This is a genomic window from Aliiroseovarius sp. F20344 (assembly GCF_023016155.1).
Lineage (GTDB): Bacteria > Pseudomonadota > Alphaproteobacteria > Rhodobacterales > Rhodobacteraceae > Aliiroseovarius.
The window spans coordinates 169,824-195,185 of record NZ_JALKBG010000008.1; the positions used below are offsets into that span (position 1 = coordinate 169,824).

The following is a 25,362-nucleotide window of genomic DNA, read 5'->3' on the forward strand; positions in this document are numbered from 1 at the left end:
ATTTCGTCCGGAGCCCATTTCATGCCCGACACTGCCCAACAGGCCGATGAGACACCGCTGTATTCATTGGCGCATCTGACCCTGATCGGAGCGTCGCCGCCCGAGCTGGTCTATATCGCTGCGCGTGCGGGTTATGACGCCGTCAGCCCGCGTTTCATCCCGATGAAAGTGCCGGGGGAGTTCACGGAAGCTCCGGTGGACAAGGCGCAGGTGCAGGCCACGAAAACGGCTTTGGCCTCGACCGGATTGAAGGTTCTGGACGTGGAACTGGCCCGCATCACCGAGGACGTGGACCCCCGCAGTTTCGAGCGCGCCTTGGAACTCGGAGGCGAATTGGGGGCCAAGCGCATGATCATGTCGGCCTGGACACCGACCCGAGACGACCGGAATTTTCTTGTCGATGTCTATGGCGAAACCTGCGATCTGGCTGCGCCCTATGGCATCTCTGTTGATCTGGAATTCCCATCCTTCTCGCGCCTGCGGACATTGGACGAGACGCTGGACATCGTGCGGGCTGCGGACCGCCCCAATGGCGGCATTCTGGTAGATACGCTCTATCTGCACCTCAGCCGCGTCGATCTGGGCGAGCTTTTGCACGTTCCATCTGAACTCTTTCACTTTCTACACATCTCGGACTGCCTGCCCGGCATCGCCGACACCCGCGAGGGGATGATCCAGCTGGCCCGAGATGCGCGCCTCTATCCGGGCGAGGGTTGGATTGATTTTGCTGGCATCATCGAACGGATGCCGCCGGTGGATTATTCCATCGAACTACCCAACCAAAGCCGTGTTGCGGAACTGGGATACGAAGAACATGCGCGGCGTTGCTTGCAACACGCGAAACGAACTTTCGGTGATGCGCGCTCTCAGCGCCGGATGCCGGATGCAGCTACTCTCCAACACAATGAGGATCATCATGAGCAAAGAGCTCACTGACGCGGACCGCCAGTTGGCGGCCGACATGCTGGCGCGTGCGCGCGCGGCCATGGCTGAAATCGAAGACTGGTCGCAAGATGACCTGAACCGCCTGTCACAGGCAATTGCTTGGTATGCAGGGAATGAGAAAACTTTCACCCGCCTGGCCGAGCAGGGCGTGGATGAAAGCGGAATCGGCGACCGCACAGGTCGCCCGGCCAAACGCTTCAAAATCCAGATGGTGCTGCGAGATGTGTTGCGCACCCCGTCGACGGGCGTGGTAGAAGTGGACGAGGAAAAAGAGCTGGTGAAATACGCCAAACCTGCGGGCGTGATTGCCTCGCTCATCCCGATGACCAACCCGGCGATGACGCCACCCGTGACCGGCGTGTCTTCCGCCAACGCGCGCAATGCGGTTATCTTTTCACCCCACCCGCGCACAGCCCAGACCACATGGGAAATGACCGAAGTGATGCGTGCGGCCTGTCGTGCGGTCGGCGCCCCCGAGGACCTGTTTCAAGCGATCCGCAAACCATCCATTCCGCTGACCCAGCACCTGATGGAGATCTGCGATCTGACGCTGGCTACCGGCGGCAAACCTATGGTGAAAGCGGCTTACAGCTCGGGCCGTCCGGCTTATGGTGTTGGCGCGGGCAACAGCTCGATTGTCATTGACGAAACTGCCGATCTGGACATCGCTGCCATGAACACCCGTATCTCGAAAACCTCTGATTTCGGGTCAGGATGTTCGGCCGATGGCAATATCATCATCCAGAAGTCGATCTATGACGACATGGTCAAGGCGTTGGAAGCCGAAGGCGGCTATCTGTGCAACGCTGAAGAAAAGGCGATGCTTGAGGCGGCCATGTGGGACGAGAAGGGCAACCGTACCTTCCCGACCATCGCCTGCCGCCCGCAACAGACCGCCGAGGTCGCTGGCTTCTCGATCCCCGAAGATCGCAAGTTCCTGATGGTAGAAAACCAAGGCCAGATCGGGCCAGAGCACAAGTTCTCGAAGGAGAAGCTGACCACGCTAATGGCGCTTTATCACTTCGAGACCTTCGATGATGCGCTCGACACGGTCAGCCAAATCTACGCCACTGGCGGCAAGGGCCATTCCTGCGGCATCTACTCGCATGAAGACGAAAACATCGACCGTCTGGCGCGTCTTGCCCCAGTCAGCCGCATGATGGTGCGCCAGCCGCAATCCAAAGCCAATGCAGGGGCTTGGACCAACGGTATGCCGATGACCAGCTCGCTGGGTTGCGGCATCTGGGGCGGCAACATCACCAATGAAAACGTCACCATGAAACACATGATGAACTACACATGGGTCTCGCGGCCCATCGCCGAAGATCGCCCCTCGGAAGAGGAGCTGTTTGGCGAGTTCTTTGGACAGGAGGTCGCGTGATGGACGGAGCGAACGTAACGGGCAAAACGGTTGCCGAACATATCGTCGACTTTCTGGAACGGCGCGAGGTCGAGCATGTGTTTGGCCTGTGTGGTCACACTAACATCGCGGTTCTGGCAGCACTTGCCGAAAGCCCGATTGACTTCATCACCGTGCGTCACGAACAAATTGCCAGCCACGCGGCGGACGCTTATGCGCGCGTGACGGGTAAGGCCTCGGTGGTGTTGTCACACCTCTCTCCCGGTTTGACGAACTGCGCCACCGGGGTCGCCAATGCGGCGCTCGACTGTATCCCGATGGTGGTGATCGCGGGCGATATTCCGACCCACTACTACGGCAAACACCCGCACCAAGAGGTGAACCTGCACGCGGACGCGGCCCAGTGGGAAATCTATCGCCCCTTCGTGAAACGCGCTTGGCGCGTGGACCGGGCGGACCTGATGGCCGAGATCCTGGAAAAGGCGTTCCACTTGGCCGAAAGCGGTCAGCCCGGTCCGGTTCTGGTCAACGTGCCGATGGACATCTTCTCGGAAGTGATCCCGTCGGACACGTTTGACAGGATCATCGACAACACCCGCGCGCTGAAGAAGCCGTCGATTGACGATGAAACCGCGCGCGAGATTGTCGAGAAGCTGGCAAAAGCTGACAGCCCCGTGGCCTATGTGGGCGGCGGTATCCTTCTGGCGCAAGCCAGCGAAGAGCTGCGCGAATTTGTCGAGCATATGGGCCTGCCGGTCGCGCATTCCCTGATGGGGAAGGGTGCGCTGCGCGATGATCACCCGCTGGTCATGGGCATGACGGGCTTTTGGGGCACCGAGCTGGTGAACCAATCTTGCCTGAATGCCGATTATGTCTTTGCCGTGGGCACGCGGTTCAAAGAGGCCGATTGCTCCAGCTGGTATCCCGGTTACACGTTCAACATCGGCGGGAAGGACGACAAAACCAAGGTCATCCATATCGACATCGAGCCGCAGGAAATCGGTCGCAACTATCCGACCGAAATCGGAGTGGTGGCAGATGCGAAAGCTGCGCTACGCGTGCTGACCCGCGTGGCGAAAGAGATGTATCCCGACGGCTTCCAGCGCGCCGAGAAGAAGGCCGAGATCGCCGACTTCCGCACCAAGTTCAAAGCGTCAAACACCGAGATGCAGACCTCGTCTGCTTTCCCGATGATGCCCGAACGGATTCTGGCCGATGCCCGCAAGGCTTTACCCGATGATGCGATCATCACCACTGATGTCGGCTGGAACAAGAATGGAGTTGGGCAGCAGTTTGATATCCTGACCCCCGGCTCGATCCTGACCCCCGGCGGTTTTGCCACGATGGGCTTTGGCCCTCCTGCAACGATTGGGGCCAAGCTGGCTGCGCCGGATCGCGTGGTGATCAGCCTTGTGGGCGATGGTGGCTTTGGGCAGAATCCCTCGATGCTGGCCACAGCCGTCGAGTTAGATCTGGGCATCATCTGGCTGGTGATGAACAACAACGCATTCGGCACCATCGCGGGCCTGCAAAAGGCCCATTATGGGCTGACTTATGGCACGACCTTCCCGGGCACTGCTTCCGCGCCCACTAACGGCCCGGGCTATGCCGAGATCGCACAGGCCTATGGCGCTGAAGGGGTTCGAATTTCGTCTGCAGATGAACTTCTGCCTGCGCTTGAAGCGGCAATTGCCAGCGGCAAGCCCACGGTGCTGGACGTTCCGATGATCAACAACCCGACGCCGACGACAGGGCATTGGAACATCCTCGACATCTATTCGCCGGGCGAAGACGTGTCTCACGTCGCGACTTAAGTCCAACTGCCGGGGCCGTGCGCCCCGGCCTTTTACTGGTGGATCACCATGTTCAAAATCATCCTCGTTCCGGTCGCTCTGGACCACACCGAAACGCTTGCCCGAAAACTGGAAGCTGCCCGCCAATTGCGGGGGCCAGAAGGCCGCATCGTTGCGGTTTTCGTGCTTGAAGATATTCCCGCCTATGTCGCCGAATATGCGATGGTGAAGCCCGATCGCAAAAAGATGGTTCAGGAGGTCCGGAAGTCTTTCGAAGACGCCTTGGTCGGTCAAGATGACGTTGAACGCGTAACCCTTGCAGGGAAGCCCGGTGTGGTGATAGCGACCTACGCCGAAGAAATCGGCGCGGACCTGATCATCACTGGCGCTAGCCGCCCAGGAAGCGAGGGCTATGCGCTTGGCTCAACCGCGTCACGACTAGCAAGGCGCGCGCCATGTTCGGTGTTCGTGATTAGGTGACTTCTGAGTTTTGTGAGAGGTCATTTGCTACGATGAATGCAGGTTTGAGTATTGTTTTGTGTCACTTTCCAGTCACCACCAACAGATTCAACTACTTTCAACCACACTCTACGAAGCTTGTCTTTTCGCTTTGTCGCCACACCTGCGATCAACACATAACTAGATACATTATTGTTGGTTTGGCTCCAATCGCCTCCACTGGCCGGACAAATCAAACTCGCCCATGGCATGCAAGAGGTCAGCGGTTCGACCCCGCTAGGCTCCACCAAATCTCTTTCCCAGATTTGATAAAGGTTTGAACTGGTTAGGCGGTATCCGTCTACCATTCGCGCGTTGTGTCACCAGTTTGCTTGCAGTCCTGTGTCACCTCTGTGTCACTCGGGTTGGGGAGGCAAATGTGGAGGAAGGGTTCAAGAAAATCCAAATCGTTAATCGAGAATAGTTAGTGAGCTTGCAGCTGTCAGCGGTCAACGATGAGGGAGCCATTGCAGCAACGCCGTCCGCCAATACGGACCTTGTATACTATAGAGAATTCGGGCTTTGCGATAACTCGAGCCTTTTGGCTCGAAGTCAGTAAGATTTCTGGCTAGCCGCACATTTCAACTTAGAGATACGGCCAAGCCAGTATTTATAGTTTTTTTACCGGTTTTCGCGCGTCTGCGTTGAGCCATTCTCGCACGTGTTCGTGAAACGGCAGCCCCACCCGTTTCCGGCGTCCGGATAGCTTAGTGTCGGCATCGGCATGGCCTGCGCCGCGTGAGGCGCCGCGATAAGTCCAAGACCAATGGTGGACGCGGCAACTACGGTTTTAACGGTTTTGATGAACATACGCATATTGAAACTCCTTTTGTCTGATATCTGGATAATGCGGTGAACCTGACGCCCGTTTCATGAGGAGGATTGCCCATCTCGCTTTGGGTAGCTTTGCTCATGCGCGTCCCAATAGCGCCATGCCAGGTTCGAAACATCAGCTACCGGCGCGCTGAAATGAAAAGCGTCGAAGATGTTTCGAAGGAGAGATTTTATGAAAACCCTTACTGCACTTGCATTTATTGCTTCAACCAGCGCCGCGATTGCCGGTGGCGCTTCCTATGATGTCAGCGGATCGACGGTCGGCAAATCAGAAAACCAATACATGCCCCTTGGCGAGACCCACGTTTTTGTCGACCTCAAATCGACATACACTTTGCCCGAAAATGGATCGCCCCTTGATGGGATGACCGGTGATTGTCTGGGCAGCATGCAGATTGCCCTTGGCGCGGGCGCGTCCGGAATGGGGGTCTGCACGTGGTCCGACGCCGATGGCGACACGTGGTTTGGTCCCTGGAATGTCACGGGTATGACGCCGGAGAGAGCCTCGGTAGGGACGTGGTATGTCTCGGGCGGGACCGGAAAGTTTGCCAATGCGACGGGCGGCGGCACCTTCACCACAGCAACCAATCCCGAAACCGGGGATTCGAAGCTCGATGTACTTGGCTCGGTCGCCGTAAACTAAAGGGGTAGTCCCCTTGAAGTGACGAGCGCAGAAGCGTTTCGACCCACAAACCTAAGTTCGGCGTTTTAGAAATGACGCCGAACTTTTCTGTGAAAACACGTCGACGCCCCAGAAGATTTTTTGTTTTGAGCGCCAGCCCGATCTCAGGTGATGTGTGGCGGCTGCTCCCCGAACAAATACGGATCTTCTGAATCGAACATTGCGCCGACAGCCCGGAATACGGACAACGCGTCTGACAGCTCGCGGTTTGAAGCGACGCCGACCTTGTCATACACCGATTGAATTTGGTTCCGGATGGTCTTTTCAGCCCGCCCGAGTTCGCTTGAGATCTGCACCGGCGTCTGACCAGAGGCCAATGCGTTGCAAATCGTCGCTTCACGGGGAGTTAGTTGGAAAACATCCTGCAACAAACCCGGATTTATGGAATGTGTTCCATGTGCTCCGACAAAAATCGCAAGCAACTGGTCCTTATCAAACACGTCCTTCTCCGCCTGTAGATGCGTGACCATGGAAGGATGGAACGGCGCGACGCAAAGCGATACGACACCATCCGCCTGTTCAAGCCGTAAGCCCCGCGCATCGTTATCAATTTCGACATCAAGCAGGATCTTGCGAAACGCGTTGAAATCATGCGCATCGACCAATGATAGGCTTCCGGTCTGGGACAGCCGAAATATGTCCCCTCGATCCAGAAGGCGCTGCCCTGCCGAATTTGCCATCTGTAATGTCCGGCCGCTGTCGGAGATTAATAGAGGGATGGCGATCGCATCCAAAAAACCTTTGTAAGTTTCGGCAACTTCCTTTGCCATATAAAGCGCCCGAGCAATCCTTGTCGCGCGCACCACATGAGGCGAAATGAGCTCCAACAATTGTCGGAGACCAACGAAGTCTTTTTCGAGCTTTTCTTCTTCGTTCTCAAAAAACATGAGGGCCGCCAAACGCGTTCCATTCAGTGCGAAAACGAGGGTCGTCCAATGGCCGGTTCTGACTGGCTTCATGAAAATTTTATTGAAGGCCGTATTGCGATACTCTTCATCAGAATACCAATCCCGCGAGCTGCGCACCCTGCCCAAGGTCGGCGGATCACGGCGAAGCGCTGCCGCTCTTTCATCGGCATAGGCCGTCTGATCCCCAATGAAATGCCCCTCGTCCCAGCGGGCTTCATACATGGATTTAAATTTTTCGGTCATAAAACCAGAAGGCGAGTATCCTCCAAGGAAATGGCCGCCGTCAAAAGTCCCGGTCAAAGCCATATGGCCGGGAAACATCTCGCAGATTTTTTGAAGCAGCCTCTCCCACTGGTTCTGTTCAAGCGCAGAATCGTAAATAAGTCCAATGAGTTCGCTTAGCTCTTGTGCTGCTCTAATATCAGAGCCTGCCACGATTGACCTCCCCACTTCAGCCAATTTCTTCTATAAGTCACGTAGCTATCTTATTAGTTCACACTGAAAACACTTTCGTCAAGGCAGAGGATACTGCTGGCAGGTCATGCTTTCACACTTCGAAGTATTGGGTTGTGCCAGCGACGCAGCTGCGCTGTGGTGAACTCGCTGACTTTGTAGGGCCCATGCATCTCCAAGAGTTTGGTGTCGTACCTTCGCTTCTTGCCGGTCAGGGCATAGTGCGCCCGCTCCTGTGGGGTGCCTTGACGCAGTGGCCCCACGATGATCTTGAGTAAAGGACGGTAACCCGAGATGGTCTGCGGATTCACAGTGCCGCGCTTGGTTTCAATCCAATGCTCCACCGCCTCGGCAACGCTCGGGTTGGTGTTGGGGTTGAAGTAGCGTTTTCCGGCAACGGGATTGGGCAGGCCTTCGAAGCGCAACCCGGCACCATTGGCAAGTGACAAGAGGCCGTGATGCTTACAACTCAGATTGGCGAATAGGATATCAGGAATAGGAGAATCCATCATGGGATTGCTGCAGGACGGCCAGTGGGTCGATAAATGGTACGATACGAAATCCAGCGACGGTCGCTTTGTGCGTAAAGCATCGGCCTTTCGGAGTTGGGTGACCGAAGATGGAACTGCCGGACCTTCTGGCGACAGTGGATTCAAGGCCGAACCAGGCCGCTACCACCTCTATGTCTCGCTTGCCTGTCCATGGGCACATCGCACTTTGATTTTCCGCGCGCTCAAGGGATTGGAGGGCATGATCGATATCTCGATCGTGCATTGGTTTATGGGTGAAGACGGTTGGACATTTGCGCCTGGCGACGGGTCAACACCCGATCCGCTGCAGGGTGCTGACTTCATGCACCAGATATATACAGCTGCGAAACGCGACTACTCAGGTCGTGTCACTGTACCGGTGCTTTGGGACATGAAAACGAATACGATCGTCTCGAATGAATCCGCTGAAATCATCCGAATGTTCAACTCCGCGTTCGATGCTGTCGGTGCGGTGCCGGGGGACTATTACCCACAAGATGAGCGGGACGAGATCGATGCGCTGAACGAACGTATCTATGACACGGTGAACAATGGTGTCTACAAAGCTGGGTTTGCTACCTCGCAGGCCGCCTATGAAGAAGCTGTTGTTCCGCTTTTCGAAACGCTTGATTGTCTGGAAGACCGACTTTCGCGGCAGCGTTATCTGATGGGCGACCATCAGACCGAAGCAGATTGGCGGCTCTGGACCACGCTTTTACGGTTCGATCCGGTTTATGTTGGGCATTTCAAGTGCAACTTGCGCCGGATCGCCGATTATCCAAATCTGTCGAACTACGTACGCGATCTCTATCAGGTCCCCGGTATCGCCGAGACCGTCGATATCCCTTATATCAAGAAACACTACTACGGCAGCCACGAGACCGTGAACCCTACCCGAATTGTCCCGAAAGGGCCAGATGTGGACTACAATGCGCCACATGACAGAAACAAGTTCAGCCAGGAGTAATAGTGTGTCCCAAGCCGTCCCAATCATTGCCGCCAAGTCACCTGCGAAAGTTTCGTTGGAGAAGGGCAAAGAATACTACTGGTGCCAGTGTGGCCGTTCCAAAACTCAGCCATTCTGTGACGGTAGCCATGCAGGTACGGGTATTTCACCCCTGAAGTTTGCTGCGGAAAAAGATGGTGACGCTGTACTGTGCCAGTGCAAGTCCACTGCGAATGGTCCGTTTTGTGACGGCTCTCACACACGGCTGGGCGACGCCAGTGTTGGTGGCGCTGCGCCAGCGCCGAAATCTGACATTCCCCAAGTTACACCAACGCCAGAGGAACCCACTGTCGCGCGCATTCATGCGCTTGCCAAAGATGGTCTGTCCAAACTTGGCCATCATGGTGAAATGGGCGCCATGGGGGTGCCGCGAAAGGATCTGCCGCACTGGGATGACATCCAGATTTTGCCCGCACAAATGGCGCGCAAGCCCCTGTTGGACGAAGCGAATGTCGCGACTTCGATCGTCATAGGACCTCGCGCTGCAAAGCCATTGCACCTTGATATCCCGCTGTTTGTTTCCGACATGAGTTATGGCGCACTGTCAGAGGAAGCCAAGACGGCATTGTCGCGCGGCGCGCAGATGGCGGGAACTGGCATTTGCTCGGGCGAGGGTGGGATGCTGCCGGAAGAGCAGGCCGAGAACAGCCGCTATTTCTATGAACTCGCGTCGGCCCAATTTGGCTGGTCGCTGGACCATGTCGCCAAAGTGCAGGCTTTCCATTTCAAAGGTGGCCAAGGGGCCAAGACCGGAACAGGTGGACATCTGCCCGGAGACAAGGTGCAAGGCAAGATCGCCGAGGTGCGCGGGTTGGAGCCGGGTCATTCCGCGATCTCACCATCCACCTTTCCTGATCTGCACACTCCCGCTGATTTCAAACGGATCGCGGATCAGGTGCGCGAGCGGTCGGGCGGCATTCCGATCGGATTCAAACTTTCGGCCAATCATATCGAAGACGATATTGATTTCGCGCTGGAGGCGTCTGCCGATTACATCATCCTCGACGGGCGCGGCGGAGGCACGGGGGCGGCTCCGTTGATCTTCCGCGATCACATCTCGGTCCCGACAGTCCCGGCTTTGGCGCGGGCGCGCAAACATCTCGATGCCAAAACCGGTCGAGAAGTTACGCTTGTCATAACAGGCGGGTTGCGGGTGGCAGAAGACTTTGCCAAGGCGATGGCACTGGGTGCGGACGCGATTGCGGTGTCGAACTCTGCCATGCAGGCCGTCGGCTGCATCGCTGCGCGCATGTGCAACTCGAACAACTGTCCGGTTGGAGTCGCCACGCAGAAGCCTGAGCTGCGCAAACGGTTGGACGTGCAAGTTGGGGCAGAACGGCTGGCGCGATACTTCGGTGCTTCGGTCGAACTAATGCAAGTGCTTGCGCGAGCGTGTGGCCACGAACACCTGTCGGGCTTCACGCAAAACGACATCACCACCTGGAAACGTGAAATCGCGGATTTGAGCGGCATTCGCTTTGCAGGCGTCGCATAGCCGCCTTACCCTTCAAGATCTGGTGTGGGGACGAACGGCTCCCACATCTTGGCGGAAAGGAGAAGACCAATGCTCGATACCTACAAAATGGGTGATCACGACATGCCCGAAGAGATGCGGTTTCTATTGGAAACCTATCCTCGTGATGATTGGGATTTAGATACCCGATATGTCTCGGCAAATGACAACCTTGGTCCTAACCAGTTTCGTTGGGGCACCGACCCCTTGCAAAACGTAGCAAGTTGCCGTCGAAGGGGCTCAAAAAAGATCCAATGCGGTTGGCCGCAGCGAATGTCCGAAATCCGGGCTGCGACTGCAACCTTACGAATTTGTAAGCCCCGTGTCGGGCGCTTGTGATCTGAGCACTCCATTTCTGTTTCATCGGAAGGCAGCAACGCCCTCCAGAACATTAAAATGGAGAAACAACATGAACACGAAACTCATCACAGTAAGCGCATTGTCCGGTCTGATTTTGGCAGGCGGTATCGCAGGTGCGGTCTCAGCGCAATCAGTGGCCGACGCGACGAATTTGACCGAGGAACAGGTGATCGAGATCGCTCTGGCCGAAGTGCCTGGCGAAGTCACCGAAGTCGAACTTGAAGATCGCCGCGGTAAGCAGGTTTACGAGGTCGAAATCACCGACGCGGATGGTGTCGAAAAGGAAGTCAAGATCGCCGCAGACACAGGGGATGTTCTGAAAGTCAAAGAAGACGGCAAGGGCTGTGACAAAGCCGACGATTCCGACGACGCATAAGATCGAGCGGATTTCATTTTCGATAATTCCTCTTTAGGCTGCCGGCGACGGCAGCCTCAAACCGTTTGACCACAAGATGCAGGGACGACCATGCGAATTTTGCTTTTGGAAGACGATGATCAGCTTGGCGCATGGATTTCAGGTGGGCTTCGCGAAGAAGGGCATGTTGTAGACCACTTCGTGGATGGCAAAGACGCATTAATGGCTGCCATGGGACAAGATTTTGATGTGTTCATTCTTGATCGCATGGTGCCCAGCCTGGATGGCTTGGCGGTTCTGAAATCTTTGCGTGCATCGAAGAACAATACTCCAGCGCTGTTTCTGACGGCGTTGGGCGAAGTAGATGCGCGTGTTGAAGGGTTCGAGGCCGGAGGAGATGACTACCTGACCAAGCCTTTCGCTTTTGCAGAACTGTCTGCGCGGGTCAGCGCCCTTGGTCGGCGTGGCGATGGCAATGAAAGCGCGACTGCACAACAGACTGAGCTGAAATACAACGATCTGACGCTTGACCTTCTGTCTCGGCGTTGCGAGCGGAATGGGCAGGCGATTGACCTAATGGCTAAGGAATTCAAACTTCTAGAGTATTTCATGCGCCGACCCGGTCGGCTGGTGACGCGGACGATGTTGCTGGAGCAAGTCTGGGACATGAGTTTTGATCCAACTACAAGTGTCGTTGAGACCCATATCAGCCGCCTGCGATCAAAGATCGATAAGCCATTTGACGATGCATTGCTAAAAACGCGTCGAGGCGAGGGTTATGTATTTGGCAAGTAGACTACTGAAACAGTTTGAGTGGCTTCGCCGCTCTTCAGCTTTACGCCTTTCTCTGCTGCTCTCAGTAGTTTTTGCGTGCGGTTTTGCCATAGCAATTCTTGTTGCTCTGATTCTTGGAGAGTCCGCAATTGAGAAGCGCATAGATACGTCTCTTGTCGCTCTTGCAGGAGCTTCTGAGTTGGAAGACGTCCGAGGCGAAGGTCCTGCGATGATCCTGCGGGCACGAGACGATCTGGATGGTCTACCGAAACCTTTCGAGCGCGCAGTTCGCCGAGGGGGTGGAACGGTTGAACTTGAACGAGCCCTTTTTCGTTCAGACGTCTGGCGCGTTTTGGTTACCAAAGACAGTGAGGGGGAACCTGTGATGGTGGCCGTTCCACTGGAAGAAAGCGAGCAAGTGCAAGAACTTCTGGGGAGCATATTGTGGACCACTGCGCTCATCGTGATTGCATTAACACTGGCCATCGGGTTCGGGGCAGGCCTTTTGGCGCAGCGCAGGATCGCGCTAATCAATCGCACCCTCAGCCGATTGGCGGATGGGGATTTATCCGCGCGAACCGAACATATCAGAGCGAAGGACGATTTGGATGACATCGCCCGACAACTGGATACCACAGCGGCCGAGCTTGAACGCCTCGTGTCTCAAACCCGTCATCTCAGTGCCAGCATTGCTCACGATTTGCGTACACCTCTTGCGCGCTTACGAGCGCAGTTAGAGATGTTGCCTGACGGGCAGGGTCGCAGCGCCGCACTAGAAGAAGCCGAACGGCTTTCCCAAATATTTGATACGATCATGCGCGTCGCGCGTATTGAAGCGGCACAAGGCAAAGACGGCTTCGAACTTGTTGCATTGGATAATCTGACAACAGATGTGTTCGAGATTTTCGAAGCAGTCGTTGAGGATGAAGGAAAGAAACTCACCCTCGAAACCGTGTCCCATTCTGAGGTTGAAGCTGATCGCCAGATGCTGGTGCAAGCCATGGCTAACCTAATCCAGAATGCGCTGGTACACGGCGGACAAAACATCACGTTGTTTGCGCAGGGCCAGACTATCGGAGTCTACGATGACGGAGCAGGTGTGGATCCCTCTCAGTTTGGTGAGATCATCAAACCAATGGTTCGTTTGGACGAAGCGCGCAGCTCCGAAGGCTCTGGGCTTGGCCTCGCATTGGTGCGTGCTGTCGCAGATCGGCATGGCGCAAAACTGGAAATCTCTCAGGTCAAGCCGCAAGGGCTGAAGGTCGCTCTCAACTTTGCAGATTTGTAAGACTCCAGTCAGGCTTACGTAATTCACGGTCTCCATATCTAGCTCATCGAAACAACGATGAAATTGGAGACACCAACATGAACACCCTGATCAATAAAATCACCGCTGCCGTTTCTGGCGCCGTTCTCTTTGTGGCGGCCATCGCCATGGCTGGATTGGGATTCGCAGTTATCGGCGCACTTGCGATGTTTGCCCTCATCGGTATCGGCATTGCCCTGATTGCGGCGCCGTTTGCCAATCTGACACGGAAGGGCAGCGATACGCTTTCTGATCAAGACGAGAAGGCAGCGGCCTAATCGCGCATTCCGGGAGAGAGATTCTACGATGACAGCTTACGCACGCCCCCATGGATTTGTCACCAAAGGCATTCATTGGCTTTCTGCTGGACTGATCGGATATGGCTATTTGAAGGGACTCGAGGATGTATCGCAGTTGGCTGATCCGGCGTTAATACGATCAGAAATAGTCTTTGCGCTGTTGCTTGGCGGGCTGTTTCTACTGCGCTGGTTCTGGACCCACAATTTCGGTGGGACAACGCGATTACCACAGGCGGCTCCAAAGTGGGAACACCTCGGCTCACGCGCAGTTCACATTGGTCTCTATGCTGCTGTTTTCGGCATCGTTTTGACCGGCCTTGCGATCGCTCTTGGATACGCGACCCCTGTTCTAAGCGGAGTGTTCCTGACTGCGATGATCGGGCTTCACGAAGCGGCACTGGCGGCTTTACCCCTTCTCTTGCTCGCCCACATCGCAGGAGCGCTCTGGCACAAATTCATCCGTGGTGACGGCGTGCTTGAGAGCATGACTGGACGGATTCGGAGTAGGTAGAAACTCTTACTGAGGCTTGCGTTTCACCAAATTGGGTAAAGCGATCGGCTGTTCGGTAGTCTTAGCGACGGCTTTGAAGAGGCGTAGTACCACCATGATGATCATTTAGATTGGCAGTGAGGGGCCGCTCCAGAACAAGATATTGCCGGGTGAATTGGTCTATTGGCGACCAAGGCTGGCAAAGCTCTTTACAAAGTTAGCGGTTTCCGCGCTCCACAACTAAAATTCTCAAACCAGCATATCGTTTTTAAAAATCGGCGTGCATTTTATAAAAATCGGCGCGCGCCGATATGTCGACACGCTATACTGACTCAAATTCAGTACTCGATTATGTGAGTGGGCCGAATATGATCTTCCTTGACCTTGCGCTGCGTGGCGGCGCCGTGACGATCTTGTTGTTGCTGGCGATGTTGATTTGGCGCGCGCCGATCGGCCGGCAAGGGCGCTTGTCAGTAACGGCACTTGCCGTGTCCATGTCGGCTTTCCTAATCACTACGGCGGCGATGCCACTTAATTTGCATCCAGTCTTACATTCGAACCTCACGCTTCTCTCTAGCGTCACACCAATAGCAGTAACTTGGCTAATCATAACCATCTTCCTCGATGCTCCGGGTCAGCGATGGCCTTGGATCTTTGCTTCAGTCGCCACCTCAGCGGCACTCTATTCCCACTTGGTAGTCCCAAGCGCCTTTCCAGTGTGTTTACCAATGGGGGTGCTGCTTTACGGAGCCCTTTTTGCGCTTTCGATTTGGTCCACGCGAGACGATCTTGTGGAATGCCGCTGCCGGGCGCGGCCTGGGTTTGCCGCAGCAATCGCTGGTCTTGCGCTATTCCTAACCCTCGGACAAGCAACCGGTGTGTTGCAGGAAGACACTGTGCTGCTTGCTCTTTCACAGGCGTTTGGCATTTTCGCAGTGGCACTTGCCTTTGCAGTTTGGCTACTGCGCCCCGATGTGAGCCGCTGGCCGGGTGAGGTCTCCTCCGAACGAGGTAACCAACTGCCTGTTCAAGAAGAATTTGCAGATCCCGCCCTCATTGCGCGCATCCAGGACGTGATGGCCAACAGCGTTTGGCGGGAGGAGGGTCTGACCATCGGCACACTGGCCGGAAAGCTTGCCGTGCCTGAGCACCGTTTGCGGCGTGCGATCAACCAAGGTTTGGGCCATCGCAACTTCTCAAGCTTTATCAATCGCGCGCGTATCGAAGCCGCTTGTGCAGCTCTAACAGATCCCACCCAATTGAACGTAACAGTTCTGGAAATTGCATATAATGTCGGCTTTGCATCGATAGGGCCGTTCAATCGGGCCTTTCGTGCAGAGGTAGGGCAAAGCCCGACTGAATACCGTCGACTGGCGCAGTCTAACGCACTAGCCGATTCTGATGAATCGTCGCCAATAGCTGCAAACCTGCACTGATTTTCAACATCGACGCGATTGAGCACGCCCATCTTCATAGGGATTAGGCATCAGTTCCTCAATAAATGGAGATGCATAATGCGCGCCCTCATTCTCGCTGCTACGTTAGTTATTGCCAATGCCACTCAGGTAGCAGCTCAAACTATGCCGACATTTCCGCCGACCTCTTACCCAGAGCCCGGATCATTTTGTGGTTTGTTGACCTTCTGTGCTGAAGCCGCACCAAAGGAAGGCGTTTAGTCCGTTGTAAAACCGCAGCGCAGGGGACGAAGGTCTCCATCGAGTTCGCCACGATTACACAACTGCTCGGGCTCCCAATCTGTGTACGGTTTCAGTTTGGTACAGGGCGAAGACCGGGGCGATCGATCAGGGCAATATGATTTGCCGTAAAGGCAACATCCTGACTGACATCCGGTACACCCTCTTCTGTCTCTACCGCGATGATTTCCCCGGTAAAGAAGTCGCCCGGCTGTACCAGAGTGACCCGCACCCAGGCGTCGCAGTCTGGAATGTCCTTCGCCCATAGCACACGCAACAAAACCTGATCCCCCGGTTCGATTGCGCGTTTGATGCTGAGCGGAGGTAAAGCAAATTCAGGCAAAATAGTCATGGCCTTCTGCGCCACGTCTTCGAATGTGAAGCCATCTCGATCTAGGCGAGGGCAGGCATCATTCGGGTCAGGGATCTTACGATACTGGGCAGCGTAGCTGTTTCGTTGCTTGAACTCGTCGCTCTTTGAGTATCGGGTGAAGGCTTTCACCCAGTCTTCATTTGCTTTTTCACGTAGGTGATCACGCCGCAGATAGAAAACGGCCACCAACAGCGCAACGAGCATAAGGACGATATTCAACCAGATTGCCGGAGTCATACCCAAGTCTCACACGCCATGGATCACCACCATCAGGCCTGTCACCAATAGACCAATGGCGATGTCTATTAGCGCGTTGCGATTTGTCTGCAGAAACGCCTGAACGCGTGATCGCCCCTTATAGCTGAAATAGACGGGCAGATTTTGATACAGGCGGCTATTTTTTTCATTCTCGCGCTCAATTCCACTGTGTAGTTCCTGCATCATCATCAAAGCCGATTTGGGCAATGTGTCAGGTTCATCCACCCAATTGGCGTAGTAATCATCAGGATCATAGCTTTCCACCTCCTCGCGCAAAGGGTGGTCTTTCGGCAAGGATGCCAGGACCTGCTCGTGTTCTTCCCAGGGGTTAAGCCCGGCTAGGTGCAACCCCTTCAGGGACTTGCGCAGGATTTGAAACGGATCATGACCATTGGCTTTGCAGAAGGCCGCGACGGCTTGTTTCTCGATGTCCATAAGATCCGGGAGATAAATCAAGTGCCGACCCGCATCTGCCCAGCGGTCCTCTGCAATTAGCAGGCTGGCCAGCCTCCGCCGCAAAGCGCGATGGTGCGGATAGCGGCATAGCATCCCATGTGCACGATCCATGGCGCGATTTACCTGGCCGGTTTCTATGTCCCTATCCATCCGGACCTTTAGCCTTTTCATCAGCCGTCTTTCGACCGTGTTTGCAAACCAATGCCTGCGGAACAAAAGGGCAAAAATGGCAAACCCATAGATCGCCAAAACGATAACTGCTTTGAGGCCAGCCCAAAGCAGCATCACCACACCAAAAAATCCCAGAAAGCTCTCGTTGAAGGTGGTGAGTATCCAGTATCCACCGATCAAGTAGACGCACAGCCCAATACCATGAAGAAGCCCCGGCTCGATCAGCCGCCACAGGGTCAGCTTCTTATCCTCGGCCGATAAACTCTGCCGATTTCTTGATATCTGCTCGGCTGAACTTGTCATGGAAACATCCAATAAATGGCGAGCACTGGTTGAACGATAACAGACAGACGTGCCCAACTACTATATTTTGTCTCAGAATGGCTTGGCCTCTGAGTTGGGACAAGGGTAATCATTTCTTTTTTTACAAGGCACAGTTGCTTGTGCATCTGATGCCGAATGGTTCCGTCAACAATCACTATATTCACGCGAACATGGGACCATGAAAGGGACATCAGTGAACGCTCATCAGGTCGCGCAGACACAAGGATCAACCCTCCGTCACCAACACCAATGTCAGCGATTTTCAATCAAACTCCACGAAACTTAATCTTTCACTCTGATCACAGCACCTCCCATCAACTCACAATTAGATCCACTTTCGTGAGTTTGCTCCATTCATGCTACTGGTCTGACAAACCAATCTCGCCCATGGCATGCAAGAGGTCAGCGGTTCGACCCCGCTAAGCTCCACCAATTCTTTTTCCCAGATTTGATAATGGTTTGAGTCGGTTACGTGGTATCCGTCTACCGTTTGCGCATTGTGTCACCTTTATGCATGCAGTCCTGTGTCATCTCTGTGTCACTCGATTGGGGTGGGAAATGTGAGGACAGCTCTAAAGCAGACTTTCGAATTGATTGCAGAGTCCGCCCTGTTCGCGCCATTTTGCTCGATGCTTCTAACAACCAGAGTGAGTCCGGGTTTCGGAGTTTGCTAACGGCGCAAAGCAACGAAAACTGCACAGCCTAGACATGAGCTTTCTGCTCTGCGCTTGGTGAGGGACGTGTTCATTCTGTACACTTCGACCATCGCAAGCGATTTGTGCGCAGTCCGATTGTCTTCAGGTCGTTCCTGCCAAGAACGTGACAAAAATAGCAACCGCTACCAGAACCTCTACCGTCAATGATCTGCGTCATAATAGCCACTGATTTTGTAGCTCAAAATAGCGATTAAGACACTGGCGCCGTTGCGTTGCTCCGTTGCGTCGAGGCGGTGAGTTTACTTTACCGTAACTTATGTTGGGGGATATACTTTGAAAGTCAAAGACTATCTGCAGATCGAAAGGGCCACAAATATAAGTCGATCGGAAGTTGGTCGGCTGGGGACTGCCATCCTCTTTGTGGTCGCCGTCATTCTTTACACAGGGACAAGATACGCGCATGTCGATCAGCTATTCCTGCTCATCGCGGCGGCCGTAATCGGCGCTTATATGGCGATGAACATTGGGGCGAACGATGTCGCAAACAACGTCGGCCCCGCTGTTGGATCCTATGCGCTGACTTTGACGGGAGCTATTGTAATCGCTGCCATATTCGAGGCTGCCGGTGCTATCATTGCCGGTGGGGATGTCGTCTCAACCGTTAAAAAAGGGATCATCGATCCCGCAAACGTTCCTGATCCAAATGTGTTTATTTGGGTGATGATGGGGGCGCTGATTGGCGCGGCCCTTTGGCTTAACACGGCAACGTGGCTTGGTGCGCCGGTTTCGACCACGCACTCGATCGTTGGTGGGGTGATGGGTGCAGGTATTGCCGCTGTCGGATGGGATGTCGTCAACTGGGATTCAATGGGGAAGATTGCGCTGTCTTGGGTCGTCTCGCCTGTTACAGGTGGTGTCATTGCAGCGCTGTTTCTGTTCATTCTGAAGAAGACCATCTTCTTTAAAGATGAACTGGTTGAAAACGCGCGCAGGGTTGTCCCCTTCATGATCGGCATCATGACCTGGGCTTTCACAACTTATATTGCGCTTAAAGGCATCAAGAAGTTGATCAAGATCGATTTCTCAACAGCGATGCTGATTGGCCTTGTTGCGGGCCTTGCGGCGATCATAATTGTGCGGCCGATGATCAATGCCGCCGCTCCGAAGCTTGAGAACTCGACTGAAGGCGTAAACAAGCTTTTCACTATCCCGCTCATCATCTCGGCGGCGCTTCTAAGCTTTGCCCATGGTGCCAATGACGTGGCCAATGCGGTTGGGCCGCTGGCGGGCGTTGTCGATGCGCTCACGCAAACAGAAGGCGGTGCTGCGAAAGTAGCCATTCCTTTGTGGGTGATGGTAATTGGGGCTATCGGCATCTCGATTGGCCTTGCGCTCTTCGGGCCCAAGTTGATCCGAACTGTCGGCTCTGAAATTACGGAACTGGACCGCTCGCGCGCGTTTTGTATTGCGCTTGCTGCTGCCATCACGGTTATCATTGCAAGTCAGCTTGGCATGCCAATCAGCTCAACCCACGTTGCCCTTGGCGCGGTGTTTGGTGTTGGTTTCTTACGCGAGTTCCTAGAAACCCGTATGGGTAAGGTTGTTGAAGACGTTCTGCACAAGCACGAAGGTGAGAAAGACTTTGCCATTGCCGAGCAAGTATTGATGACGTTCCGCAATGCTCCGCCGGAAGACAAGCAGCGAATGCTCGATGAGCTTAAGAAGATGGGCCCTGAGGCCGTGATTGATGCGGCAGAGCGCAAAGTTTTGCAGAAGGCCTTGAAGCGCCAACTGGTGCATCGCGCATCGCTGCTCAAAATCGTTTCGGCATGGATCATCACAGTTCCGGTTTCGGCTGTCCTTGCGGCGCTCTTCTACTTTGTCCTTCGCGGCATGATGTTGCCATAAGGTGCAGTCGCTCTCATGATGAAAAAACTGCTTCTACCGGTCATTCTGCTGGTCCTGACACTTGGGTTCTGGGCCAGCAGTGACTTTCAAGAGATCGCCGCAGGAGTGGCGATCTTCTTGTTCGGGATGCTGATGCTTGAAGACGGCTTCAAGTTGTTCAGCGGAGGTATTCTGGAGAAGCTACTTGAGAAGGCAACAGGATCGGTGCCGAAGTCGCTGGGCTTCGGGATCTTGTCGACCACGATCATGCAGTCCAGCTCTTTGGTGTCGGTGATCACCATCTCGTTTCTGTCGGCGGGGTTGATTTCGCTTATTGCGGGCGTTGGGATCATCTTTGGCGCAAATATAGGCACGACAACGGGCGCTTGGCTTGTTGCGGGTTTTGGTCTGAAGGTGAAAATTTCGGCTTACGCTCTGCCCATGCTGGCGATCGCCATCGTGCTTGTATTCCAGAAGAACAAGTACTTGCGGGGCGCAGGGTTTGTACTTGCAGGTCTAGGTTTCCTGTTCCTTGGCATTCACCACATGAAAGAAGGCTTCGAGGCGTTTAAAGATCAGTTTGATCTGACGCGATTTGCCCTGACTGGATTGTTCGGGTTGCTGGTCTATACGCTGGTTGGGACGGCCGCGACCGTGGTCATGCAATCCAGCCATGCAACGATGACGTTGATCATCACAGCGCTTGCCGCCTCGCAAATCTCATATGAGAACGCCCTTGCTCTGGCTATTGGCGCCAATATCGGCACGACCATTACGGCCATCATCGGTTCACTGACGGCCAATTTCCAAGGCAAGAGACTGGCGCTGGCACATCTGATATTCAATATGGTCACCGCCGGGGTGGCCCTGGTCTTTATTGGACCAATTCGAATGTCGGTGGATTTCATATCCTCTGGCGTTGGTATTGCCGATACTGACTACACGCTGAAATTGGCAGTCTTCCACACGATCTTTAATACGCTTGGCGTGCTGATCATGCTGCCACTTCTGAACAAAATGATCGTGTTTCTAGAACGCACAATTGCCCAACCGGAAGAGGATCTAAGCAAGCCGAAATACCTGTCTGCTGCAGTGGATGAGTTCCCGCAAACAATCGAACATGCGATGAGAAGCGAGGTGAAGCACCTCTACGACAATGCCGTCGAACTGATCGTGCACGGGCTGAACCTGCACCGGCACGATATCTTCACGTCGAAAGACATCGCCGCAACCGTTGCCGCCAGCCGCACGCCTGTCGAATTCGACATTGACGAGCGCTACGAGGCACGGATCAAAACGCTCTACTCCGCAATTGTCGAATTTGCGACGCGCGTAGGTGCCAGGGACATGCCCGAAGACGTGATGGACGATATTTATTCGCTGCGCGATGTAGCGGGTCGCATTGTCAGAGCGGTGAAAGCAGTCAAGCATTTGAGGCGCAACGCCACGCGATACACCCAATCGGATCAAGGCAAAATCACCGATCTTTATGATCAGCTGCGCACCGAAATTGCGCGAATACTGGTCGAGATCAACAAACTGGATTTGGCCGACCCCGAAGACCGGTCAAGCTTGTGGCTTGATCAGGAACGCGTCCAAGTACTCAGTGATGCGCAAGACACCAACCACCGGATCGACGTTCTGATCCGCAATCATGAACTTGAAGCCATCGTTGCCACATCATTTCTGAACGATGCCAACTATGCTTATGCTGCGATACGTGACCTGCTGGGGGCGGCGCGTGCATACTATATCGAGACTGAGGATGCCATGGCCGAGGTGGAACGCATTCTTGCATTGGAAGACGAAGAGTTGGCGGATCTGCTTCTGACCGCATCGGCCAATCAACGAAGTGGCGGTGACCAATGATCGTCGCAATGTGTCATAACACTATTACAGACATGCGGCAGTTTAGAACGTCGCATGCGGGAGGAAATCATGGGACTTGAAAGCATGACCGAGAAGCTCGACAAGTACTATGATCGGCTTGAGAAGGGAAAAACCCGCAAAATCAAGCCAGGTCATGTCAGCAAGGTGATCAACAAGTTGAACACAAAAGCTGGACAGTTGGAGGTCGAGATTTCCGAAGCTGTGAAGCCAGACAAGAAGCAACGTCTAGAGCGCAAGCTGGCATTGGTTCGTAAACAGCAAGAACGTGCGAACTGGCTGCAAAAAAGTATTGGCGAGCAATAAGGCCTCATGCCAATCACTAATATCACTACACTGTGTTCTGAATGGGTAAAGGGGCGGCTGCTTAGCATTGGGCCGTCTTTGATCACTTGTTTCGTGAGTTTTGGGCGGGTCACATTAGTGCGGGCATCACATTTCCAAATCGACCTGACTCAGCAGCCAATCCGGCATGAGATGTTTGAAGAGGCTCGGGCTTATTAAATGAATCCCGCTAAAGCGGATCAGTGAACACAGAAAAGAGCATTGGGGGCTTTATGGCGAATTGGCATAGTGAATCGTTAGCAAGTGTTTTGGATGACCTGCGCAGTTCTGCCGACGGTCTTACGAGCGATGAAGCAGAAAGGCGTCTGGAGCAAAACGGTCGCAACGAACTGAAAGTCTCGAAAGACACCTCGGAAATCGTAAAGTTCCTTTTACAATTCAAGAACTTCTTTGCGTTGCTTTTGATTGTCGGCGGTGCTCTGGCGATGACAGCCGAGCAAATGGATCCAGGCCAGGGCAACCTCTACATTGCAATCGCCCTGATTGCCGTTGTGCTTCTCAACGCCGCATTCACCTATTTTCAGGAACACCAGAGTGAGCGGATCATGGACAGCTTCAAGAGCATGCTGCCCTCTATGATCACCGCACTGCGCGATGGCCGCCCGCAGGAGGTCGCAGCGGAGGAGCTTGTGCCTGGGGACGTCATCATTCTGAACGAAGGCGATCGCGTGCCAGCAGATGGGCGGTTGATTGAGGCCAAGGAGCTGAAAGTCGACAATTCCAGCCTTACCGGTGAAAGCGAACCGCAGCTGCTGGATGAAGGCAAGCATGCGGAAGCGATGTTAGAAAGCCCGAACATGGTATTCTCGGGCTCGCTTGTTCAGAACGGCGAGGGAAAGGTCGCGCTGGTAGAGACGGGCATGAACACCCAGATTGGCGGCATCGTGGAGTTGACGAAAGCCACCGATGTTCACGAGACTCCGATCCATAAAGAACTGAGCTACTTCATCAAAGTCATCAGCTTCATTGCGATCTTCCTTGGTGTTAGCTTTTTTGCGGTTTCCGTGGCCATTGGAAACAGCTGGATCGGCAGTCTGATTTTTGCCATCGGAATTATCGTGGCCAATGTTCCAGAGGGATTGTTGCCGACGGTGACGCTTAGTCTCACCATGGCAAGTCGACGGATGGCGCAGAAGAATGCGCTGATCAAGAATTTGGAAAGCGTCGAAACACTGGGATCGACGACAGTCATCTGCACCGACAAGACCGGAACACTGACTCAGAATCAGTTGGGCGTGAACGCGATTGTTCTGAGTGGCGAAAGCTATGCGGCCACCGACCATCTGATAAAGGGGGCGCCGTCATTTGGCCGATTGCTGAAGGTCATGTGCGTCTGCAACAACGCCTATTTGACCAAGGAAGGTTTTTCGGGCGATGCGACCGAGGGTGCGCTCCTGATATACGCGCGCGATCATGTTGACGTGGCAACTCTGCGCGAGGTGGAAGAGATCGCTGAGCAGCCGTTCAATTCTACCAGCAAACGTATGATCACGGTGACGGATGCTGGCGACGGTCCGCAGGCCTACCTGAAAGGCGCCCCAGAGGTTGTGTTGGCGATGTGTGACCGCATTGCGTTGAGCGGAGAAGAATACCCCCTCAGCAAAGAACGCAAAGACGAGGTCATTCAGCAATACCGCCTTCTGGCAGGTCGCGGGGAACGCGGCCTTGCCTTCGCGGCCCGATCCTGTGGCAAAGGTGATGTTCCGGAAGATGGATATGTGTTCCTGGGCCTCGCCGGGATGATCGACCCACCGCGACCGGAAGTTCCCGATGCTCTTGCACGCTGCCACTCGGCCGGGATCCGAGTGATCATGCTGACCGGTGACTTTGGTCTGACAGCAAAAACAATTGCCTGCCAGATTGGTTTGATGGGTCCCAATGGCCGTGTCGTGCAGGGGGATGAGCTTTCCTTGATGGACGATGCAGAGTTGCAGCAGGTCTTGCGCGAAGAGCCCGAAATCATTTTTGCCCGAATTGCGCCTGCCCAGAAGCTACAGGTTGTCCAAGCCCTGCAATCCCTTGGGGAAATCGTCACGGTGACTGGCGACGGCGTGAATGACGCCCCCGCGCTGAAACATGCGGATATGGGCGTAGCTATGGGAGTCGGTGGTACCGAGGTCGCAAAAGAAGCATCGAACATGGTGCTGATGGACGACAATTTTGCCACCATCGTTGCTGCCGTCGAGGAAGGGCGAACGATCTTTGACAACATCAAGAAGTTCATTGCCTATATTCTGACGTCTAACATCCCTGAAATTCTGCCGTTCGTGGCGTTCGTTCTGCTAGATATACCCTTGCCCCTGACCGTTATTCTGATCCTGTCGATTGATCTGGGTACAGATATTCTGCCGGCACTTGGATTGGGCGCGGAAAAGCCGGAAACCGACGTCATGAAGCGAAAGCCTCGGCCACGAGGTGAACGGTTGCTAAGCCGGAACCTGCTTTTGATGAGCTATGGCATTGTTGGAATGGTCCAGGCCGCGGCGGGTTTCTTTACCTATTTCACCATTCTCTACAGTGGTGGTTGGGAATGGGGGCAGGAGCTGGCCAACAATGACCCATTGTATCGAACCGCCATCACTGGCTTCTTTGCATCGATTATCATCTGTCAGGTTGCGGATGTGATCATCTGCAGAACTCGAACCCAGAGCCTTTTCACTGTTGGCCTATTCTCCAACCCGCTTGTGCTTGTCGGCATCGCGTTCGAACTGCTTCTGTTGACGGGTATCAGCTATGTCCCAGCGTTCAATACATTCTTCGGAACGGCGCCGCTGGAACTGTGGCATCTTGCGCTCTCGCTTCCCTTTGCGCTGGCGATCCTGTTGGGCGACGAAATTCGCAGGGTGTTTGTGCGCCGGGGCAACCCCTTTGTGCGCCGCTGGCTGACTTGGTGAAATGCTACATAAAGGTGGACATTGGATATTGGTTCAGAATGCCTCGAGTTCCCGATTTCGCCCTCATCGCCAGTGCAAGCTGGGTGGAAGGGTGCTCTGAATCCTATCCTTCAGTCCACGGGAGGAGCCACGGAACGCCCTTAGACATGCGTCAGCAATCTACTCACCCGAGCGGCCTCCACGGGTCTCGCCGATATGCCCCGCTCTCGACCTGATAGGCTCGATCCAGAATGGCGAGCGCCTCGGCGCTACCGAGTACGGCTTGGGTGTAGTGCCCAAGTGTGACTGCGGGGTTCGCGTGCCCTGCGAGC

23 protein-coding genes are annotated in these 25,362 nt (G+C 54.5%); 18 read left to right on the forward strand and 5 right to left on the reverse strand.

Annotation, left to right across the window (positions count from 1 at the left end; translation table 11 throughout):
• Positions 1-21 precede the first annotated feature (21 nt).
• Genes MWU55_RS09990 through MWU55_RS10005 form a run of 4 tightly spaced genes read left to right on the forward strand, consistent with a single transcriptional unit; the run spans position 22 to position 4,578 of the window.
• Positions 22-936 carry a sugar phosphate isomerase/epimerase gene (locus MWU55_RS09990; RefSeq protein WP_246935962.1) on the forward strand — a complete coding sequence of 305 codons (915 nt, stop codon included), beginning with the start codon at positions 22-24 and terminating at the stop codon, positions 934-936.
• Positions 917-2,326, forward strand: a complete 1,410-nt coding sequence (locus MWU55_RS09995; RefSeq protein WP_246935964.1) for an aldehyde dehydrogenase family protein — start codon at positions 917-919, stop codon at positions 2,324-2,326. Before MWU55_RS09990 ends, MWU55_RS09995 begins: the two co-directional genes overlap by 20 nt.
• On the forward strand, positions 2,326-4,119 hold the full coding sequence (locus MWU55_RS10000) for a thiamine pyrophosphate-binding protein (RefSeq protein ID WP_246935966.1): 1,794 nt from the start codon (positions 2,326-2,328) through the stop codon (positions 4,117-4,119). The genes MWU55_RS09995 and MWU55_RS10000 overlap by 1 nt, the downstream gene beginning before the upstream one ends.
• A 48-nt stretch (positions 4,120-4,167) precedes the next feature.
• Positions 4,168-4,578: a universal stress protein gene (locus tag MWU55_RS10005; protein WP_246935968.1), complete on the forward strand. Its 411-nt coding sequence runs from the start codon at positions 4,168-4,170 to the stop codon at positions 4,576-4,578.
• 639 nt (positions 4,579-5,217) lie between these two features.
• Here MWU55_RS10005 and MWU55_RS10010 read toward each other — a convergent pair.
• Entirely contained in the window at positions 5,218-5,412 is a 195-nt protein-coding gene (locus MWU55_RS10010; RefSeq protein ID WP_246935970.1) for a hypothetical protein, read from the reverse strand.
• 190 nt (positions 5,413-5,602) lie between these two features.
• Here MWU55_RS10010 and MWU55_RS10015 point away from each other — a divergent pair, with 190 nt between their 5' ends.
• Entirely contained in the window at positions 5,603-6,073 is a 471-nt protein-coding gene (locus MWU55_RS10015; RefSeq protein WP_246935972.1) for a hypothetical protein, read from the forward strand.
• 143 nt (positions 6,074-6,216) lie between these two features.
• Here MWU55_RS10015 and MWU55_RS16610 read toward each other — a convergent pair whose 3' ends face one another.
• Together MWU55_RS16610 and MWU55_RS10025 are read right to left on the reverse strand one after the other, a co-directional pair.
• The gene (locus MWU55_RS16610; protein WP_246935974.1) at positions 6,217-7,455 is read right to left on the reverse strand and encodes a helix-turn-helix transcriptional regulator; all 1,239 of its coding nucleotides are present in this window, start codon (positions 7,453-7,455) and stop codon (positions 6,217-6,219) included.
• Positions 7,456-7,559: 104 nt separating this feature from the next.
• A complete protein-coding gene (locus MWU55_RS10025; protein WP_246935977.1) occupies positions 7,560-7,985 on the reverse strand; it encodes a hypothetical protein in 426 nt (141 codons plus the stop codon).
• Here MWU55_RS10025 and MWU55_RS10030 point away from each other — a divergent pair.
• The 9 genes from MWU55_RS10030 (at position 7,984) to MWU55_RS10070 (ending at position 15,542) form a co-directional block, all read left to right on the forward strand.
• Positions 7,984-8,970, forward strand: coding sequence for a glutathione S-transferase family protein (locus MWU55_RS10030; protein WP_246935979.1), 987 nt, complete (start codon positions 7,984-7,986; stop codon positions 8,968-8,970). The genes MWU55_RS10025 and MWU55_RS10030 overlap by 2 nt on opposite strands.
• A gap of 4 nt (positions 8,971-8,974) precedes the next feature.
• Positions 8,975-10,504: a glutamate synthase-related protein gene (locus MWU55_RS10035; RefSeq protein WP_246935982.1), complete on the forward strand. Its 1,530-nt coding sequence runs from the start codon at positions 8,975-8,977 to the stop codon at positions 10,502-10,504.
• Between the two features lie 69 nt (positions 10,505-10,573).
• Complete coding sequence (locus MWU55_RS10040; RefSeq protein ID WP_246935984.1) at positions 10,574-10,861, forward strand: hypothetical protein; 288 nt, start codon at positions 10,574-10,576, stop codon at positions 10,859-10,861.
• A gap of 70 nt (positions 10,862-10,931) precedes the next feature.
• Positions 10,932-11,258, forward strand: a complete 327-nt coding sequence (locus MWU55_RS10045; RefSeq protein WP_246935990.1) for a PepSY domain-containing protein — start codon at positions 10,932-10,934, stop codon at positions 11,256-11,258.
• A 90-nt stretch (positions 11,259-11,348) separates the two neighbouring features.
• Positions 11,349-12,032: a response regulator transcription factor gene (locus MWU55_RS10050; RefSeq protein WP_246935992.1), complete on the forward strand. Its 684-nt coding sequence runs from the start codon at positions 11,349-11,351 to the stop codon at positions 12,030-12,032.
• Positions 12,033-12,210: 178 nt separating this feature from the next.
• Positions 12,211-13,299 carry a HAMP domain-containing sensor histidine kinase gene (locus MWU55_RS10055; protein WP_246935993.1) on the forward strand — a complete coding sequence of 363 codons (1,089 nt, stop codon included), beginning with the start codon at positions 12,211-12,213 and terminating at the stop codon, positions 13,297-13,299.
• Between the two features lie 77 nt (positions 13,300-13,376).
• Positions 13,377-13,595, forward strand: a complete 219-nt coding sequence (locus tag MWU55_RS10060; RefSeq protein ID WP_246935996.1) for a hypothetical protein — start codon at positions 13,377-13,379, stop codon at positions 13,593-13,595.
• 28 nt (positions 13,596-13,623) lie between these two features.
• Positions 13,624-14,127 (forward strand): cytochrome b/b6 domain-containing protein, encoded by a 504-nt coding sequence (locus tag MWU55_RS10065; protein ID WP_246935997.1) that lies wholly within the window; start codon positions 13,624-13,626, stop codon positions 14,125-14,127.
• A gap of 290 nt (positions 14,128-14,417) precedes the next feature.
• A complete protein-coding gene (locus tag MWU55_RS10070; protein WP_246935999.1) occupies positions 14,418-15,542 on the forward strand; it encodes a helix-turn-helix domain-containing protein in 1,125 nt (374 codons plus the stop codon).
• Positions 15,543-15,873: 331 nt separating this feature from the next.
• Here MWU55_RS10070 and MWU55_RS10075 read toward each other — a convergent pair whose 3' ends face one another.
• Both MWU55_RS10075 and MWU55_RS10080 read right to left on the reverse strand, forming a co-directional pair.
• Positions 15,874-16,410, reverse strand: coding sequence for a hypothetical protein (locus tag MWU55_RS10075; RefSeq protein ID WP_246936000.1), 537 nt, complete (start codon positions 16,408-16,410; stop codon positions 15,874-15,876).
• Between the two features lie 9 nt (positions 16,411-16,419).
• Complete coding sequence (locus MWU55_RS10080; RefSeq protein ID WP_246936002.1) at positions 16,420-17,418, reverse strand: DUF6584 family protein; 999 nt, start codon at positions 17,416-17,418, stop codon at positions 16,420-16,422.
• A gap of 953 nt (positions 17,419-18,371) precedes the next feature.
• Between MWU55_RS10080 and MWU55_RS10085 the strand changes: the two genes are divergently transcribed.
• The 4 genes from MWU55_RS10085 to MWU55_RS10100 all read left to right on the forward strand — a co-directional run bounded on the left by MWU55_RS10085 (position 18,372) and on the right by MWU55_RS10100 (position 25,051).
• Positions 18,372-19,946, forward strand: a complete 1,575-nt coding sequence (locus tag MWU55_RS10085) for an inorganic phosphate transporter (protein WP_246936003.1) — start codon at positions 18,372-18,374, stop codon at positions 19,944-19,946.
• Positions 19,947-19,964: 18 nt separating this feature from the next.
• The gene (locus MWU55_RS10090; RefSeq protein WP_246936005.1) at positions 19,965-21,794 is read left to right on the forward strand and encodes a Na/Pi symporter; all 1,830 of its coding nucleotides are present in this window, start codon (positions 19,965-19,967) and stop codon (positions 21,792-21,794) included.
• Between the two features lie 69 nt (positions 21,795-21,863).
• The gene (locus tag MWU55_RS10095) at positions 21,864-22,118 is read left to right on the forward strand and encodes a hypothetical protein (protein ID WP_246936007.1); all 255 of its coding nucleotides are present in this window, start codon (positions 21,864-21,866) and stop codon (positions 22,116-22,118) included.
• A gap of 251 nt (positions 22,119-22,369) precedes the next feature.
• Complete coding sequence (locus MWU55_RS10100) at positions 22,370-25,051, forward strand: HAD-IC family P-type ATPase (RefSeq protein WP_246936009.1); 2,682 nt, start codon at positions 22,370-22,372, stop codon at positions 25,049-25,051.
• Positions 25,052-25,362: the final 311 nt, after the last annotated feature.